The following is a 14,951-nucleotide window of genomic DNA, read 5'->3' on the forward strand; positions in this document are numbered from 1 at the left end:
TCACTTCGACGGCGCGGCGGTGGCTGCTGCCGCCTTCGCCGCGGCATCGGCCGCCGCCTTGGCGGCCTTGCCCTCGGGGCTGGCCGCCGAGAAACCGGGCGTCTTCGCGGATGCCGCCCCGTCATCGCAGTTCAACGACACCAGTAACTGGTTGGTGGCCGATCCGCTGCTGTCCTCGGGGGCGGGGACCGTGCGGGCCACCGTGTCCACGACCAGACAGTCGGGCCACGCCTTCCGATCGCCGACGACGGTGGAGATGACGGGTTTCAGGCCCGCGTCGCTGATGGCCGATTCCGCGTCGCCGTACTTCTGGCCGACGACGTCCGGCGTCGAACCGGCCTGCGCCACACCGGCACCGAACAGAAGGGACGCCGCGGTGACCGCTATCGCGAGGACCGTCCCCGTGGTGAGGGTGCGCACGTCAGCCCCCGCTCTTCGGCACGGCCTTGGTGACGGGCTCCACCGAGGTCGGCGTCGTCCAGGTCGCCGTCGCGCCCATCGTCATGGCGTTCTCCGTCGGCTGGACGAACGTGGTGTTGGCCGGCGCAGCGCCGGAACCCGCCAGGTCGGCACCGCTCGAACTGCCATGTCCAGCGCCGAGGCTCAGGGCCCCCAGCGTGACGAACGCGGCAGCCCCAGCCAGGCCAAGCGATCTCTTGGTCTCGATCATTCCCAGATGGTGGACCACGCACCCAGGAGATTGCTTGAACGCGACTGTGACGTTGCTTGCCGCGATGTGCGGCTCACAGGAATCAGTAGGGGAACTGCGGCTGCTGCTGGTAGGCCGGCGGTTGATATGGCTGGTACGGCGCGGGAGTCACCGGCACTTGGACCGGGATCGGCACGGGCACGAACGGGACGGTGATGTAGCTCGTCGTCATCGTCGGGGTGCTCGTGGTGGTGGTGGTCGTAGTGGTCGTAGGCGTCGTCGTGGTGGTAGTCGTCGTGGTCGTGGTGGTCGTGGTCGTGGTCGTGGTGGTCGTGGTCGTCGTGGGTTGGGTGGTCGTCGTCGTGGTGACGGGCGGCGCGACGGTGACAGTCTCGGTCGACGGCGGTGGCGGCGGCGGCGGTGCCTCGCTGGTGATGGTGACGACATTCTGCGGCGGCGCTTCGGTGGCCGGCGGGGGCTGCGGTGGGAGGCTCGTCGGCGGCGGCGCAGGTGGCGAAGTAGCGGTCAGGGGCGCCGGGCTCGGGGTGGGCCGAGATTCGTCGGTGGCACTGGTCAGTGCGACCGCGACACCGCCGACCGCGACCAGCGCGACCACGGCGGCGATCCCGAAGATCAACTGCGGCAAGCGTTGCCATGACCGCGGCTCATCGCCCTGTCGCGGGTGGTACTGCGCCACGACACGCGTGGTGCCGGAGTCGCCGTAGGGGTCGGCATACGGGTTCTCACCCGTGTACGGGGCGGGGTCTCCCAGCGTGTCGTCGTCCTGCGACCAGGCCAGCGCGCGGAACGTCGACGAGTCGGACGCGGCGGCCGTGATCAAGGACGCGGGTGCGACACCGGTCTGCGCGTCGGCATCCGCGCCATGGGCGGCGAAGAGGGCAGCACCGACGGCGGCGTCGAGGGCCGGGTGCGGCGTCATCACGACGGCGCCGCGGTCCTCCTCGGTCAGTCTCCTGGCGACCAGCGGAATGCGGGCACCACCGCCCACCGCGACCACCGCGGTGACGTCCGCGGCCGGAATCCTATTGCGCAGCAACGATTCATCCAGTTCGGCCAGCACCCCCGCCAACGGCGTCGCCATCAGCGTCTCCAGCTCGTCCCGCGTCACGCGAACCGTGGTCTGATGTCCCGGCAGCTCGACGGGGACGTCGGCGACCGGCGACTCGGACAACTCCTCCTTGGCCCGCCGGCATTCTTCGCGGAGCCGGGTCAGCGACCCGACTGCGGTGGTACTCGCAGGGTCGACCTCGCGGGCGATGCCGTCGAGCACGTGGACCAGCAGGGCCGCGTCGATCTGGTCGCCGGAGAACTCGGTCAGCCGGGTGGTCTCGATCGGCTCGAACGACGCCGAGGCGTCAGCGAGCGTCAGGCTGGTGCCACCACCGCCGAAGTCGAGCAGCGCCACGACGCCGTTCCTAGGCAGCCCGGGGTTGACCGCCAGGGCGGTCAATGCCGCCACGGCATCGGACACCAGCCGTACCGGAACGCCGTTGGGTGCAAGACTCTGCGTGGAGCGCATGGCGTCGCGAAGCGACCGCAGGGTCGCGCCCGTCCAGTGGGCGGGGACGGCGACGGCGATCTGCGCGGACCCGTCGGCCACCATCGCGTCGGCCACCAGGGCGTCGAGCGCCTCGACCATCAGCACGTCGGCGCGGTACGAGCTGCCGTCGTCGGCGATCAACGGCACCGGGTCTCCGACCCGTTCGACGAAGCCGCTAAGCACCTGACCGGCCCGGGGCAGCACCGATCGCCGCGTGACGGGTAGGTCGCCGACGCGGGCCGCGACCAGATTGGTCGTCCCGATCGACAACCCCAGCGGGTCGCTCATGACGGGTCGACGATAGCCCGTCCCCGTGGGGATGCTCGCCAGACACTCCGCACGACGACCCGTGAACAGCGTTCTGGCAGCGGCGTTTTGGCTTTCATAGTCGACGCACAGCAAGGCCACGCCCTGACGAACCCGTCAATCGGACTCGGGGAAGGCCCGACGTCGTTGGCCCGGCTGTGCTGCAATGACGCCATGGGTGACATCGAAGACATTCAGCGCATCAAGTACCGGTACCTGCGGGCCCTCGACACCAAGCACTGGGACGAGTTCGCCGACACGCTGACCGAGGACGTGATCGGCGACTATGGCGAATCGCTCGGCGAGGAGCACCACTTCACCGACCGCGCCACGCTGGTCGAGTTCATGCGCAACGCGATGCCCGCCGACGTCATCACCGAACACCGGGTCACGCATCCCGAGATCGACGTCGACGGTGATGAGGCGACGGCCACCTGGTATCTGCAGGACAAGGTCATCGTGCCCAAGTTCGACTTCATGTTGATCGGCGCGGGTTTCTATCACGACCGCTATCGCCGGACCGCCGACGGCTGGAAGATCAGCGTCACCGGCTATGACCGCACCTACGACGCCTCGTTGTCGACCAAGGCGCTCGACTTCAAGGTGAAGGCGGGCCGCGCCATCCAGCTCTGACGCGAGCCGATCTACTTGGAGACCGCGATCAAGGCGCCGGGGCGCAGCCACTCGATGATGCCGACCAGGGTGTCGTCGTCGATGCTCACGCACCCGGCCGTGGGGCCGCCGCCGGAGGAGTGCAGGAAGAACGCGCCGCCGTTGCCGGGCACCCGTTGCTTGTTGACCCCCATCACCACCGCATGCTCGTACTGCGGGATCTGGAGATTCTCGGTGCCACTCCTGGGGTTCGTGTCGAACGGGCACTGCGCCTTCTTGCAGACCTGCATCGTGTTGTAGGTCGCGCTCTTCATGTCACCGTCCCACCAGTGGTCGGGACCGACCTGGACGTACGGCAGCCCGCCGCCGGGCTTGGGGGCCGTGCCGAAGGCGAAGTCGAGCGTGAACACACCCATCGGCGTCAGCATCTGGCCGTCGTGCGTCTCCGGAGCCATCCCCGCCGATCCCACGTGGGCGGGGATGCCGGCGGCGATCGCCTGCCAGCCGGCCGCCGTCCGCTCGTACACGTCGACCTTGGCCTTCGAATCGCCTACGCCGACAACCGAAATGACTTGAGTCGCCGCACCGACGCTCGGCGCGAACCACGGCATCAGCTCGGCGCGGGCCACCGGCGTCAGGGCCAGCCCGACGACCACCGCGCACAGCGAGATCAGCAGTCGGCGCACGGCTTCAAGGTCAACACAACCGCTCTTCGACGTCAAGTAAAGGTTTAGCAACGATCCTCGGAGCAAGAGATGAGTTGTGCCCAAGGCCCTTTCACGCGGCCGCTAGGTTGGACGTCATGCAGTTACAGGGAAGAAGATTGTTCCAGTATCGCGGCTTTCGCCAGATCGGCGAAGGCCTGGGCACGCTGGACCGTGAGGTGTTCGAGGCCATCGCGGAGTCCCCCAGCCCCCTGCTGGACGGGTTCATGCCCAAGGTCACCGCGGCCGCCGATCACTCGAAGCTATGGTTCGCGATCGCGGCCGCACTGATGGCCACCAAGCACCCGTCGGTGCAGCGCGGCGCTGGGCGGGGGCTCGCCTCCCTTGCCGTGACGAGCGTGGTGGCGAACCAGGTGGCCAAGCGGGTGTGGAAGCGCGCGCGTCCGGAATGGGCTTCGGTCCCGGTGCTGCGGCGGTCCCGCCGGATGCCGACCTCCAACTCCCTGCCGTCGGGCCATTCCGCCAGCGCGGCGGCGTTCGCCGTCGGCGTCGGTCTGGAGAGCGCACCCGTCGGGCTGGGGCTGGCCCTGCTCGCCGGCATGGTCGGGGTCTCCCGTGTCGCCACCGGTGCGCACTATCCCGGTGACGTGCTGGCGGGATTCGGTCTCGGCGCCGCGATCGCCGTGGCGGGTGCCCGGATCGTGCCGCCGATCGTCGAGGCGCGCATACCGGTCGCTGATCCGCTGCGCATCCCCACGCTCCGACGCCCAGACGGCGCCGGCGTGGTCCTCGTCATCAACCCCGCGTCGGGCAGCGGTACCGGGGCACGGGTCATGGACGAGGCCCGCGACGCGCTGCCCGCCATGGAGATCGTCGAGCTCGCGGAGGATGACGTCGTCGAAGAGGTGCTCCGATCGGCGGCCGAGCGCGCCGAGGTCCTCGCCGTCGGCGGCGGCGACGGCACGGTGGCCTGCGCGGCCGCTGCGGCTCTGGCGTCCGACCGGCCCCTGGCCGTCTTCCCCGGTGGGACGTTCAACCACTTCGCCAAGGACATCGGCTGCGACACGGTGACCAAGACCGTCGAGGCGATCCGGGACGGCAGCGTCGCCTCCGTCGACGTGCTGAAGCTCAACGAGATCGGGACCGTGATCAACACCGCGAGCATCGGCGCCTATCCGACGTTCGTGCAGAAGCGGGAGAAGCTCGAGCACCGGATCGGCAAGCCGCTGGCCGGGGTGTACGCGATGTTCTACACGCTGCGACACGGGGTGCCGGTCCGCATCAAGTACGACAACAAGGTGGTGAGGACGTCGCTGTTCTTCCTCGGCAACTCCTCCTACCTCCCATCGGGCTTCGCACCCGCCCGACGACTTCGGATGGACGACGGTCTGATGGACGTCCGCATCCTGGAGACCGAGAAACGGTTCAGCACACTCCGCATCCTCACCGCGCTCGTGCTCGGCCGGCTCGTTCGCAGCCCGCTGTACCACGAACTACGGGTGCCGGAGTTCACCTTCCGCGCGGTCGACGGCCCGACACTGCTCGCCCACGATGGGGAGCTCGCCGACGAGATCGAGGAGGCGACCTTCATCGTCCGGTATCGAGCGTTGCCGGTGTTTCGTCCGCTGCCGTGACGCGTCGGGCCCGCAGGATCGGCAGGCACGCCACCAGGTAGAGATACCCGAGGGCCCACCCCGCGATGACGTCGGACAGGTGATGGACGTTGAGCGCGATGCGCCCGACCCCGACCAGCACGATGACGACGACGCCGGCTGCGACTGCCCATCGTCGGTACTCGCGGCGGACGTGCGGCAGGAGGACCACCGCCAGGGCGGGCACGGCGACCATCGTGCCGACCGCGTGACCGGAGGGAAACGACGTGGACAGCGCGTCGACCATGGCGGTGTCCGGCCGGGGCCGGTCGGCGAGGCGTTTCGCCACTTCAGTGAGCACCGCCGACAACTCGACGCTGACGATCAGGAAAATCGCGGTGCGGACCTGGCGGGTGGCGAACGCGTAGAAGATCAGTCCCGCGGTCACGATACGCAACGTCACCGGGGAGAACACCGTGCACCACACGTCCCAGAACGTCACCCAGCCGTGGTGCTCGAGTCCCATGCGGTGGCCCACGTCGAGCGTCGCGGTGTCCGCGGCGGCAAGCCAGCCCCACCCCCTGGCCCACCCCACCCACATGGTGGCGTAGACGAGGCAGCACAGGGCTGCGAGCCACCATAGCTTCGTCGAGAAGCCGCATCGCCTCATCTGTAACACCTTGCCCGACCGTAACGAAGAGATCAGTAGCGCCCGCGCTGCCGTCACAACCCCGACTCTTGACGGCAGTGCGGGCCATTTTCGAATTTGGTGGGAACACCGCCGTGACGTGGCGGAAACAACCCCGTCCTAGGTTTGCCAACCATGACTCAAGAGCTCAGCAAGGAGCCTGACGCCCCGGGCGGGGCCGACCTCGACGCAGGTCTGGACCAGATGACCGCCACCAAGGAGACCTTGGAGGACTACACGCTGCGCTTCGCTCCGCGGAGCTATCGCAAGTGGTCGACGCGGGTGGTGGGCATCTCGGCGCTGGGCGGTATCGCCTACCTCGCCGACTTTGCCATCGGCGCCAACATCGGCATCGCCTACGGAACGACCAACGCGCTGTGTGGCATCCTCATCTTCGCCGTCGTGGTGATGCTGACCGGTTTCCCGGTCGCCTACTACTCGGCGCGCTACAACATCGACCTCGACCTGGTCACCCGCGGTAGCGGCTTTGGCTACTACGGCTCAGTGGTCACCAACGTCATCTTCGCAACGTTCACCTTCATCTTCTTCGCGCTAGAGGGTTCGATCATGGCCCAGGGTCTGCAACTGGGCCTCGGCATTCCGCTGTGGCTCGGTTACGCCGCCTCGACGCTGATCATCTTCCCGCTCGTCATCTACGGCATGAAGGTGCTCTCGACGCTGCAGGTGTGGACGACGCCGCTGTGGCTGATCCTGATGGTCGCGCCGTTCGTATACCTGGTCGTCAGCCACCCGGAATCGGTCGGTCAGTTCTTCGCCTACCAGGGCGAGGACGGCGTGCAGGGCTTCGACCTCGGCTCGACGCTGCTGGCCGCGGGCGTGTGCCTGTCGCTCATCGCGCAGATCGCCGAGCAGAACGACTACTTGCGCTTCATGCCCCCGAAGACCCCGGAGAACAAGCGCAGCTGGTGGACCTGGATGTTCCTGGCCGGCCCCGGCTGGGTCATCTTCGGCGCGATCAAGCAGATCGTCGGCCTGTTCCTCGCGGTATACCTGATCGCCAACGTGGCGGACAGCGCGGGCATCGCCAATCAGCCGGTCCACCAGTTCCTGGAGATCTACCAGAACTTCCTACCGCCGTGGCTGGCCATGACGCTGGCCGTGGTGCTGGTGGTCATCAGCCAGGTCAAGATCAACGTGACCAACGCCTACTCCGGCTCGCTGGCATGGACCAACTCGTTCACCCGTGTCACGAAGACCTATCCCGGCCGCCTGGTGTTCCTGGGCTTCAACCTGCTGATCGCGTTGGTGCTGATGGAAGCCAACATGTTCGACTTCCTCAACACGATCCTCGGCTTCTACGCCAACTGCGGTATGGCCTGGGTCGTGGTGGTGGCCTCCGACATCGTCTTCAACAAGTACCTGTTGAAGCTGTCGCCGATGCAGCCGGAGTTCCGTCGCGGCATGCTGTACTCCTTCAACCCGGTCGGTTTCGGTTCCATGCTGATCGCGGCCGGGCTGTCGGTGATCGCGTTCTTCGGAGGTCTCGGCGAGGCCATCCGGCCGTACTCGCCGCTGGTGGCCATCGGTCTGGGACTGGTGCTTCCGCCCATCATCGCGATCGCGACCAAGGGCAAGTACTACCTCCGTCGCACCGATGACGGCATCGATCTGCCGATGCTCGACGAGTACGGCAACCCGTCCGACGCCCACCTGAAATGCCATGTCTGCCATCACGACTACGAACGGCCGGACATGATCGCGTCAGCGGACGCGAAGGGGTACATCTGCTCGCTGTGCCTGTCGACGGACAAGACCGGTGAGAAGGTGCTGCCCGCTCAGACGTGAGGCGAGACCGGTCATGCGTCGCGCGGCTCGCTCGTACCGGACGAGTGCCTAGCCGACGTCCCCGTCGACGTAAAGCCAACGGCCCCTGCGACGTTCGAAGCGGCTGCGCTCGTGCATGGCTTCCGGACGGCCGCCGGCTTCGAAGCGAGCCGTGAACACCACCACCCCGGTCTCATCCCCGACGCCACCGCCGCCGGTCGCGGTCACCTCGAGCGAGGTCCAGACGACGTCGGGGTCGACGGTGACGTGGGCGGGCCGGGTTCTGGGATGCCAGGTACGAAACAGGTAGTCGGCGTCACTGGTCGCGTAGGCGGCGTACCTCGAGCGCATCAGCGTCTCGGCCGTGTCGGCCTGCCGCTCGCCATGATGCAGCGGCTGACAACACGCCTCGTACGCGGAACCGCTGCCGCAGGGACACGGCCGGCCGAACGTTTCGCTCACCACTAGCAGCCTGCCATCCCGCTACCAGCCACGGCGGTGGTGCGCAGGATTCATCCACAGGTGCACGGGTTGTCCACAGCACGTAAACCCCTGCGCCACTTGAGTTTCACTGGTCACATCGGCGGGGTGTTCTGTCGGTGGTTCGAACTAGTGTTCGAGTCATGAGTTCGGATCGGGTCACCACCGCGGTCGCCGCCTATCGCGCGGCGGCCGCGGAGCTGGCCGAGCTGGACTGCGACGCGTTCAGCCACACCGAACTCCTGGAGCTCCTCGGCGAGGTGGAGACCGTCACGTGGGCGATGCCGACCCTCGAACACCGGGTCATCGCCCGCCTGCAACGCGAAGCCGCCCCGACCGCGCTGGGCGCGAAGTCCTTGAAGGACGTCCTCACCCAACGGTTGCGAATCTCGGGCCGCGACGCCGCCCGCCGCCTCGCCGAGGCCACCGAACTGGGCCCCCGCACCGCGTTCACCGGGGAACCGTTGGCGCCGGTCTACGAGTCGACTGCCGTCGCGCAGTCCGCGGGACGGATCGGGCCCGAACACGTCACCGTGATCAGCGACTTCTTCACCACACTGCCGCACTGGGTGGACCCCACCACCCGCGAACAGTGCGAGACCGACCTGCTGAGGGTGGCGACCAAGTTCGGACCCGACGACCTCCGGCGAGCCAGCGCACGACTGGCGATCCTGATCGATCAGGACGGCCCCGAACCCGATGACCGCGACCGCGCCCGCAAACGTCAGGTGCACCTGGGTCCGCAGCAGCCCGACGGGATGAGCCGCATCACCGGCTGGCTCACTCCCGAGGCGCGCGCCACCTGGGAACCGATCCTCGCCAAACAGGGCGCCCCGGGCATGTGCAACCCCGATGACTGCACACCGTGCACCTCCGGCACCCCGAGCCAAGCCCAGATCGACGCCGACACCCGCACCCTCGGCCAGCGCCAGCACGACGCGTTCGTCGCCCTGGGACGCACCGCGCTGTCCTCGGGAGAACTCGGCCAGCACAACGGGTTACCGGTCACGGTGATCGTGTCCACCACGGTGCAAGACCTCGAAGCCGCCGCCGGGTCCGGGATCACCGCGGGTGGGACCGCGATCCCGATGGCCGATCTGATCCGGATGGCGTCGCACGCGACGCACTACCTGGTGGTGTTCGACCAGCACACCGCCGAGGTGCTGCACTGCGGGCGGTCCAAGCGGATCGCCCCCACAGCGCATCGCATCGTGCTGCACGCCCGCGACCGCGGGTGCACCAAACCCGGCTGCACCGTCCCCGGCTACGGCACCCAGGTCCACCACGTCAACGGCTGGGCCAAGAACCACGGACAAACCAACATCGACGAAGAAGTCCTCGCCTGCGGCGCGGACAACCGCCTCGCCGAACACGGCTGGACCGTCACCATCGGACCCAACGGCGTCGAATGGATCCCACCCCCCGAACTCGACACCGGCCAACCCCGCATCAACTACCACCACCACCCGCAGCGGTTGCTCGCCGAACCGGGGCCCTGAAGAGTGCTTCCGCACGACTGCGAGCCCAACGGTTGCCGAAACCGCGAAGACCCTGTTCCGTGTATCAACGATGACCGACAACGTGCTCATCGTGCACTGGCACGATCTTGGTAGACATCTCGGCGCCTACGGTCACGCGGACGTGCACAGCCCGCGGCTGGACCAGCTGGCCGCCGAGGGCATCCTGTTCACTCGCGCGCACGCGACCGCGCCGCTGTGCTCGCCGTCGCGGGGATCGCTGTTCACCGGGCGCTATCCGCAGAGCAACGGGCTCGTCGGACTGGCCCACCACGGCTGGGAGTACCGGGCGGGTGTACGCACGCTGCCCCGGCTGCTCGGCGAATCCGGTTGGTACACGGCACTGTTCGGTATGCAGCACGAGACGTCGTTCCCGAGCCGCCTCGGCTTCACCGAGTTCGACGTGTCCAACTCGTACTGCGAGTACGTCGTCGAACGAGCCGCGACCTGGTTGCGAGACCCTCCCGCGGAGCCGTTCCTTCTCACCGCGGGCTTCTTCGAGACGCACCGACCGTACCCCCGCGACCGCTACGAACCCGCGGACGCCGGCGCGGTGGAGCTGCCCGACTACCTGCCCGACCGGCCCGACGTGCGGCAGGACCTCGCCGACTTCTACGGCTCGATCGCCGTGGCCGACGCCGCGGTGGGCCGGCTGCTCGACACCCTGGCCGAGACGGGTCTGGACGCCTCGACGTGGGTGGTGTTCATGACCGACCACGGACCCGCCCTGCCACGGGCCAAGTCGACGCTCTACGACGCCGGCACGGGGATCGCCATGATCGTGCGCCCGCCGACCCGACACGGGATCGCCGGTCACGTCTACGACGAACTCTTCAGCGGCGTCGACCTGGTACCGACGCTGCTCGAGCTGCTGGGCGTCGCCGTACCCGACGACGTCGACGGGGTGTCGCACGCCGAGGCCCTGCGGCAGGAGCAGCCGGTGCCGGTGCGCCAGGAGGTCTACACGATGAAGACCTACCACGATTCGTTCGATCCGATCCGCGCGATCAGGACGAAGGAGTTCAGCTACATCGAGAACTACGCGGCGCGACCCCTCCTCGACCTCCCGCTCGACATCGCAGCGAGCGCCCCCGGCCGGGCGGTCGAGGCGTCCAGCGCGACACCGCGCCCGAGCCGCGAACTGTACGACCTGCGCAACGATCCCACCGAGCGGTACAACCTGCTCCTCGGCGCGCCCAGCGACGAGGCGGAAGCCACGGCCAACGAGTTGTCGTTGCTGCTCAACGACTGGCGAATGAAGACCAACGACGTCATCCCGTCAGATTTCGCGGGGACCCGGATCTCGGCCAGGTACACCGAAACATACATGCACGTCAACGCAATTCAGCTCCCCAGCCGATCGGCCCTGGCAGCCGGACGGGGCATCGAAGAGGAAGCCCGCGCGCCACAATAGTTGCGCTCGTGACGATTCGAATCGTGGTGCGGACGCGGACTGGGCAACGCCATTTCGATCCGGCTAGGCTCTCGACATGGCCACCCCGCCCGCCTATCTGGTGCTTGCCTCGCAGCGGAGCGGCAGCACCTTGCTCGTCGAATCGCTCAGGGCCACCGGGGTCGCGGGCGAGCCGCAGGAGTTCTTCCAGTACCTGCCGACCACCAGCATGTCGCCGCAACCGCGGCAGTGGTTCGACGGCGTCTCCGACGAGTTGATCCTGCGTCTGCTGGACCCGCTCGACGAGGGCAAGCCCGACCTCGCGCCACCCGAGATCTGGCGCGATTACATCCGCACCGTGGGTCGCACGCCCAACGGGGTGTGGGGCGGCAAGCTGATGTGGAACCAGACGCCGCTGCTTCTGCAGCGCGCCGAAGGACTGCCCGACCGGTCCGGCACGGGCCTGCTGTCGGCGATCCGCGACGTGGTCGGCACCGACCCGGTCCTGGTGCACGTCTACCGCCCCGACGTGGTGTCGCCGGCGGTGTCGTTCTGGCGCGCGGTGCAGACCAGGGTGTGGCGTGGCAGGCCCGATCCCGTCCGCGACGCGCGCGCCGAATATCACGCCGGCGCCATCGCGCACGTGGTGACGATGCTGCGCGACCAAGAGGAGGCGTGGCGGGCGTGGTTCGCCGAGGAACAAATCGACCCCATCGATGTGTCTTACCCGGTGCTGTGGCGAAACCTGACCGAGGTGGTGGGTACGGTCCTGGAGGCGCTCGGGCTCGACCCCCGGCTCGCCCCGGCGCCGGTGCTGGAACGCCAGGCCGATCACCGGTCCGACGACTGGGTGGATCGCTACCGCAGGGACGCGGAGAAGGAAGGTCTTCCGGTATGACGGTTCAGACGCGGGACGACACCCACGTCGAGGAACTACGGCTGCTCGAGGCCGAGTCGGTGCACATCATCCGCGAGGTGGTCGCCGAACTGCAGCGACCGGTGCTGCTGTTCTCGGCGGGCAAGGACTCGATAGTCCTGCTTCGGCTGGCCGAGAAGGCCTTTCGGCCGTCACCCCTGCCCTTCCCGGTGCTGCATGTCGACACCGGCCACAACTTCGGTGAGGTCATTGCGTTCCGCGACCGCCGGCTGGGCGAGCACGGTCACAAGCTGATCGTCGGCTCGGTGCAGGATTCGATCGACAGCGGGCGCGTGCAAGAGGTCGGCGGACCCGCGGGGTCACGCAATCGGCTTCAGACCCGCACGCTGCTCGACGCTCTGGAAGCCGGCGGTTTCGACGCCGCGTTCGGTGGAGCGCGCCGCGACGAGGAACGCGCCAGGGCCAAGGAACGCATCCTGTCCTTTCGCGACGAGTTCGGCCAGTGGGACCCGCGGGCGCAACGGCCCGAGCCGTGGTCGCTGTACAACGGCAGGATCAAGAAGGGCGAACAGGTCCGGGTGTTCCCGCTGAGCAACTGGACCGAGTTGGACATCTGGCGCTACATCGAATTGGAGAACCTCGAGCTGCCGTCGATCTACTTCGCCCACGAACGCGAGGTGGTCGCCAGGGACGGCATCCTGCTCGCCGTGTCGGAGTACGTGCAGCCCACCGCCGATGAGACCGCCGCCGTCGAATGGGTCCGCTACCGCACCGTCGGCGACCTCACCATCACCGGCGCGGTCCGTTCCCACGCCATCGACATCACCGGTGTGATCGCCGAGATCTCGGCCGCGACGGTGTCGGAGCGCGGTGAGACCCGCGCCGATGACCGGACGTCGGTGGCGGCGATGGAAGACCGGAAACGCGAGGGGTACTTCTGATGGGGGCGAGGTCGCTCCTTCGCATCGCCACGGCGGGTTCGGTGGACGACGGCAAGAGCACGCTGATCGGCCGGCTCATGCACGACACCGACAGCCTCCCGCTGGATCACCTCGAAGCCGTCACCGACGATGAGGGTGTCGCCGATCTGGCGGCGCTGTCGGACGGGCTGCGGGCCGAGCGCGAGCAGGGCATCACGATCGACGTCGCCTACCGCTTCTTCTCCACCGAGTCGCGCAGCTACATCCTGGCCGACACCCCCGGCCACGAGCGCTACACGCGCAACATGTTCACCGGCGCCTCCAACGCGCACGTCGCGATCCTTCTCGTCGACGCCCGGGCGGGTGTGCTGCGCCAGACCCGCAGGCATGCCAGGATCGCAAAGCTGTTGGGCATCAAGCACTTCGTGGCAGCGGTGAACAAGATCGACCTGGTTGACTTCGACCAGGGTCGGTTCGACGAGGTGGCCGCCGAACTACAGCAGATGGCCGCCCGCCTCGGGGGTGCCGAGCTGTCCGTCATCCCCATCGCCGCCAAGCACGGGGACAACGTCGTGCACCGCTCCGAGAACACGCCCTGGTACCCCGGGCCGACGCTGCTGGAGTATCTCGAGGGCATCGAGCTGTCCGCGCCGCAACCCGAGGCCGCCAAGCTACGGCTCCCGATCCAGTGGGTCTCCCGGCCCACCACCGACGAGAGAAGGCGTTACACGGGCCGGCTGGCAGCGGGAACCATCAGCGTCGGGGACCCCGTCGTCTCCCTCCCGGCGGGCACCCGCTCCACCGTCACCGCCGTCGACACGCTCGACGACGGCCGCGCGACCGCCGTTGCGCCGCTCTCGGTTTCGATCGAGTTGGCCGATGACATCGACGTGGGCCGTGGCGACGTATTCATCAGCGGCGCCGACGACGCCACGGCGCCGGTGCTGGCCCGTGAACTCGACGCCACCGTGTGCTGGTTCGCCGAGACACCGCTGCGCGCCGGGGACCGGGTCGCGCTGAAGCAGACGACCAAGACGGTGCGGGCGACGGTGCAGGCGTTGCACACGCGGTTGGACCCCGAGACGCTCGACGAGCTCGACAATCCAGTCGAGTTGTCGCTCAACGACATCGGCGAGGTGACACTGCGGACGAGTTCGGTCGTGATCGCCGACTCGTACTCCGACAACCGGGACAGCGGCGCGTTCATCCTGATCGACGAGACGTCCAACGACACCATCGGCGCCGGCACCATCATCGAGCCGCGCGAGGTGAAGCCAGGCACGCAGAGCCGCAACGACGTTCGCTGGCATCCGTCCGCATTGGACCGCAAGCACCGCTGGTCGGCGACCGGTCAGCGCGGCGCCACGATCTGGTTCACCGGTCTGCCCGCCTCGGGCAAGTCGACGGTCGCCGTGGCCGTCGAGCGCGCCCTCGTCGAAGCCGGCGACGTCGCCTATCTGCTCGACGGTGACAACATTCGCCACGGACTGTCCGACGACCTCGGCTTCTCCGCCGGGGATCGAGCCGAGAACATCAGGCGCGTGGGCCATCTCACGCGTTTGTTCGCCGACGCCGGGGTGGTCGCACTGGCGTCGTTGGTGTCGCCGTTGAAGTCCGACCGCGAGATCGCCCGCGCCCTCAACGACGCCGCCAAGCTGCCGTTCATCGAGGTGTACCTCTGCACGTCGGTGGCCGAGTGCGAGCGTCGCGATCCCAAGGGTCTGTATGCCCGCGCCAGGGCCGGGGAGTTGAAGGGCCTCACCGGCGTCGACGCACCGTACGAGCCGCCAGAGAACCCCGATCTGGTGCTCGACACCGCGGGCGCCGACGTCGACGAGCTGGTGGCCAAGGTCCTCGAGGTGCTCGACGCCAAACGCCGAGTGGCCAGTTAACCCACGCTTCGGGT

At 68.1% G+C, this 14,951-nt stretch carries 14 protein-coding genes; 8 read left to right on the forward strand and 6 right to left on the reverse strand.

Annotation, left to right across the window (positions count from 1 at the left end; genetic code table 11):
* The 3 genes from QUE68_RS26410 to QUE68_RS26420 form a co-directional block, all read right to left on the reverse strand.
* Entirely contained in the window at positions 1–420 is a 420-nt protein-coding gene (locus QUE68_RS26410; protein ID WP_284229562.1) for a PASTA domain-containing protein, read from the reverse strand.
* Between the two features lies 1 nt (position 421).
* Positions 422–670 (reverse strand): hypothetical protein, encoded by a 249-nt coding sequence (locus QUE68_RS26415; protein ID WP_284229563.1) that lies wholly within the window; start codon positions 668–670, stop codon positions 422–424.
* Positions 671–752: 82 nt separating this feature from the next.
* A complete protein-coding gene (locus QUE68_RS26420; protein WP_284229564.1) occupies positions 753–2,498 on the reverse strand; it encodes an Hsp70 family protein in 1,746 nt (581 codons plus the stop codon).
* A gap of 192 nt (positions 2,499–2,690) precedes the next feature.
* Here QUE68_RS26420 and QUE68_RS26425 point away from each other — a divergent pair, with 192 nt between their 5' ends.
* Entirely contained in the window at positions 2,691–3,149 is a 459-nt protein-coding gene (locus tag QUE68_RS26425) for a nuclear transport factor 2 family protein (protein WP_284229565.1), read from the forward strand.
* Between the two features lie 11 nt (positions 3,150–3,160).
* On the opposite strand, the gene QUE68_RS26430 is transcribed toward QUE68_RS26425, so the two are convergent.
* Positions 3,161–3,814, reverse strand: a complete 654-nt coding sequence (locus QUE68_RS26430; protein WP_284229566.1) for a L,D-transpeptidase family protein — start codon at positions 3,812–3,814, stop codon at positions 3,161–3,163.
* Positions 3,815–3,930: 116 nt separating this feature from the next.
* Between QUE68_RS26430 and QUE68_RS26435 the strand changes: the two genes are divergently transcribed.
* Positions 3,931–5,427: a bifunctional phosphatase PAP2/diacylglycerol kinase family protein gene (locus QUE68_RS26435; protein WP_284229567.1), complete on the forward strand. Its 1,497-nt coding sequence runs from the start codon at positions 3,931–3,933 to the stop codon at positions 5,425–5,427.
* On the opposite strand, the gene QUE68_RS26440 is transcribed toward QUE68_RS26435, so the two are convergent.
* Entirely contained in the window at positions 5,381–6,055 is a 675-nt protein-coding gene (locus tag QUE68_RS26440) for a phosphatase PAP2 family protein (RefSeq protein ID WP_284229568.1), read from the reverse strand. The genes QUE68_RS26435 and QUE68_RS26440 overlap by 47 nt on opposite strands.
* A gap of 222 nt (positions 6,056–6,277) precedes the next feature.
* Here QUE68_RS26440 and QUE68_RS26445 point away from each other — a divergent pair, with 222 nt between their 5' ends.
* Positions 6,278–7,879, forward strand: a complete 1,602-nt coding sequence (locus QUE68_RS26445) for a purine-cytosine permease family protein (protein ID WP_284231400.1) — start codon at positions 6,278–6,280, stop codon at positions 7,877–7,879.
* Positions 7,880–7,927: 48 nt separating this feature from the next.
* Here the strand turns inward: QUE68_RS26445 and QUE68_RS26450 are convergent, their stop codons facing one another.
* Complete coding sequence (locus QUE68_RS26450) at positions 7,928–8,320, reverse strand: YchJ family protein (RefSeq protein ID WP_284229569.1); 393 nt, start codon at positions 8,318–8,320, stop codon at positions 7,928–7,930.
* A gap of 161 nt (positions 8,321–8,481) precedes the next feature.
* Here QUE68_RS26450 and QUE68_RS26455 point away from each other — a divergent pair, with 161 nt between their 5' ends.
* The 5 genes from QUE68_RS26455 (at position 8,482) to cysC (ending at position 14,937) form a co-directional block, all read left to right on the forward strand.
* Entirely contained in the window at positions 8,482–9,837 is a 1,356-nt protein-coding gene (locus tag QUE68_RS26455; RefSeq protein ID WP_284234777.1) for an HNH endonuclease signature motif containing protein, read from the forward strand.
* A 70-nt stretch (positions 9,838–9,907) separates the two neighbouring features.
* Positions 9,908–11,269, forward strand: a complete 1,362-nt coding sequence (locus QUE68_RS26460; protein ID WP_284229571.1) for a sulfatase family protein — start codon at positions 9,908–9,910, stop codon at positions 11,267–11,269.
* Between the two features lie 76 nt (positions 11,270–11,345).
* Positions 11,346–12,146, forward strand: a complete 801-nt coding sequence (gene stf0 / locus QUE68_RS26465) for a trehalose 2-sulfotransferase (RefSeq protein WP_284229572.1) — start codon at positions 11,346–11,348, stop codon at positions 12,144–12,146.
* The gene (gene cysD / locus QUE68_RS26470; protein ID WP_284229573.1) at positions 12,143–13,066 is read left to right on the forward strand and encodes a sulfate adenylyltransferase subunit CysD; all 924 of its coding nucleotides are present in this window, start codon (positions 12,143–12,145) and stop codon (positions 13,064–13,066) included. The genes stf0 and cysD overlap by 4 nt, the downstream gene beginning before the upstream one ends.
* The gene (cysC, locus tag QUE68_RS26475; RefSeq protein ID WP_284229574.1) at positions 13,066–14,937 is read left to right on the forward strand and encodes an adenylyl-sulfate kinase; all 1,872 of its coding nucleotides are present in this window, start codon (positions 13,066–13,068) and stop codon (positions 14,935–14,937) included. Before cysD ends, cysC begins: the two co-directional genes overlap by 1 nt.
* Positions 14,938–14,951 lie beyond the last annotated feature (14 nt).

Source organism: Mycolicibacterium sp. TUM20985, from assembly GCF_030295745.1.
Classification (GTDB): domain Bacteria; phylum Actinomycetota; class Actinomycetes; order Mycobacteriales; family Mycobacteriaceae; genus Mycobacterium.

What these genes read in the sequence shown, in the direction of transcription:
- QUE68_RS26415 (WP_284229563.1), bottom strand. Translation starts at nt 670, where the DNA reads ATGATCGAGACCAAGAGATCGCTTGGCCTGGCTGGGGCTGCCGCGTTC.
- QUE68_RS26420 (WP_284229564.1), bottom strand. Translation starts at nt 2,498, where the DNA reads ATGAGCGACCCGCTGGGGTTGTCGATCGGGACGACCAATCTGGTCGCG.
- QUE68_RS26425 (WP_284229565.1), top strand. Translation starts at nt 2,691, where the DNA reads ATGGGTGACATCGAAGACATTCAGCGCATCAAGTACCGGTACCTGCGG.
- QUE68_RS26435 (WP_284229567.1), top strand. Translation starts at nt 3,931, where the DNA reads ATGCAGTTACAGGGAAGAAGATTGTTCCAGTATCGCGGCTTTCGCCAG.
- QUE68_RS26440 (WP_284229568.1), bottom strand. Translation starts at nt 6,055, where the DNA reads ATGAGGCGATGCGGCTTCTCGACGAAGCTATGGTGGCTCGCAGCCCTG.
- QUE68_RS26445 (WP_284231400.1), top strand. Translation starts at nt 6,278, where the DNA reads ATGACCGCCACCAAGGAGACCTTGGAGGACTACACGCTGCGCTTCGCT.
- QUE68_RS26455 (WP_284234777.1), top strand. Translation starts at nt 8,482, where the DNA reads ATGAGTTCGGATCGGGTCACCACCGCGGTCGCCGCCTATCGCGCGGCG.
- QUE68_RS26460 (WP_284229571.1), top strand. Translation starts at nt 9,908, where the DNA reads ATGACCGACAACGTGCTCATCGTGCACTGGCACGATCTTGGTAGACAT.
- stf0 (WP_284229572.1), top strand. Translation starts at nt 11,346, where the DNA reads ATGGCCACCCCGCCCGCCTATCTGGTGCTTGCCTCGCAGCGGAGCGGC.
- cysD (WP_284229573.1), top strand. Translation starts at nt 12,143, where the DNA reads ATGACGGTTCAGACGCGGGACGACACCCACGTCGAGGAACTACGGCTG.
- cysC (WP_284229574.1), top strand. Translation starts at nt 13,066, where the DNA reads ATGGGGGCGAGGTCGCTCCTTCGCATCGCCACGGCGGGTTCGGTGGAC.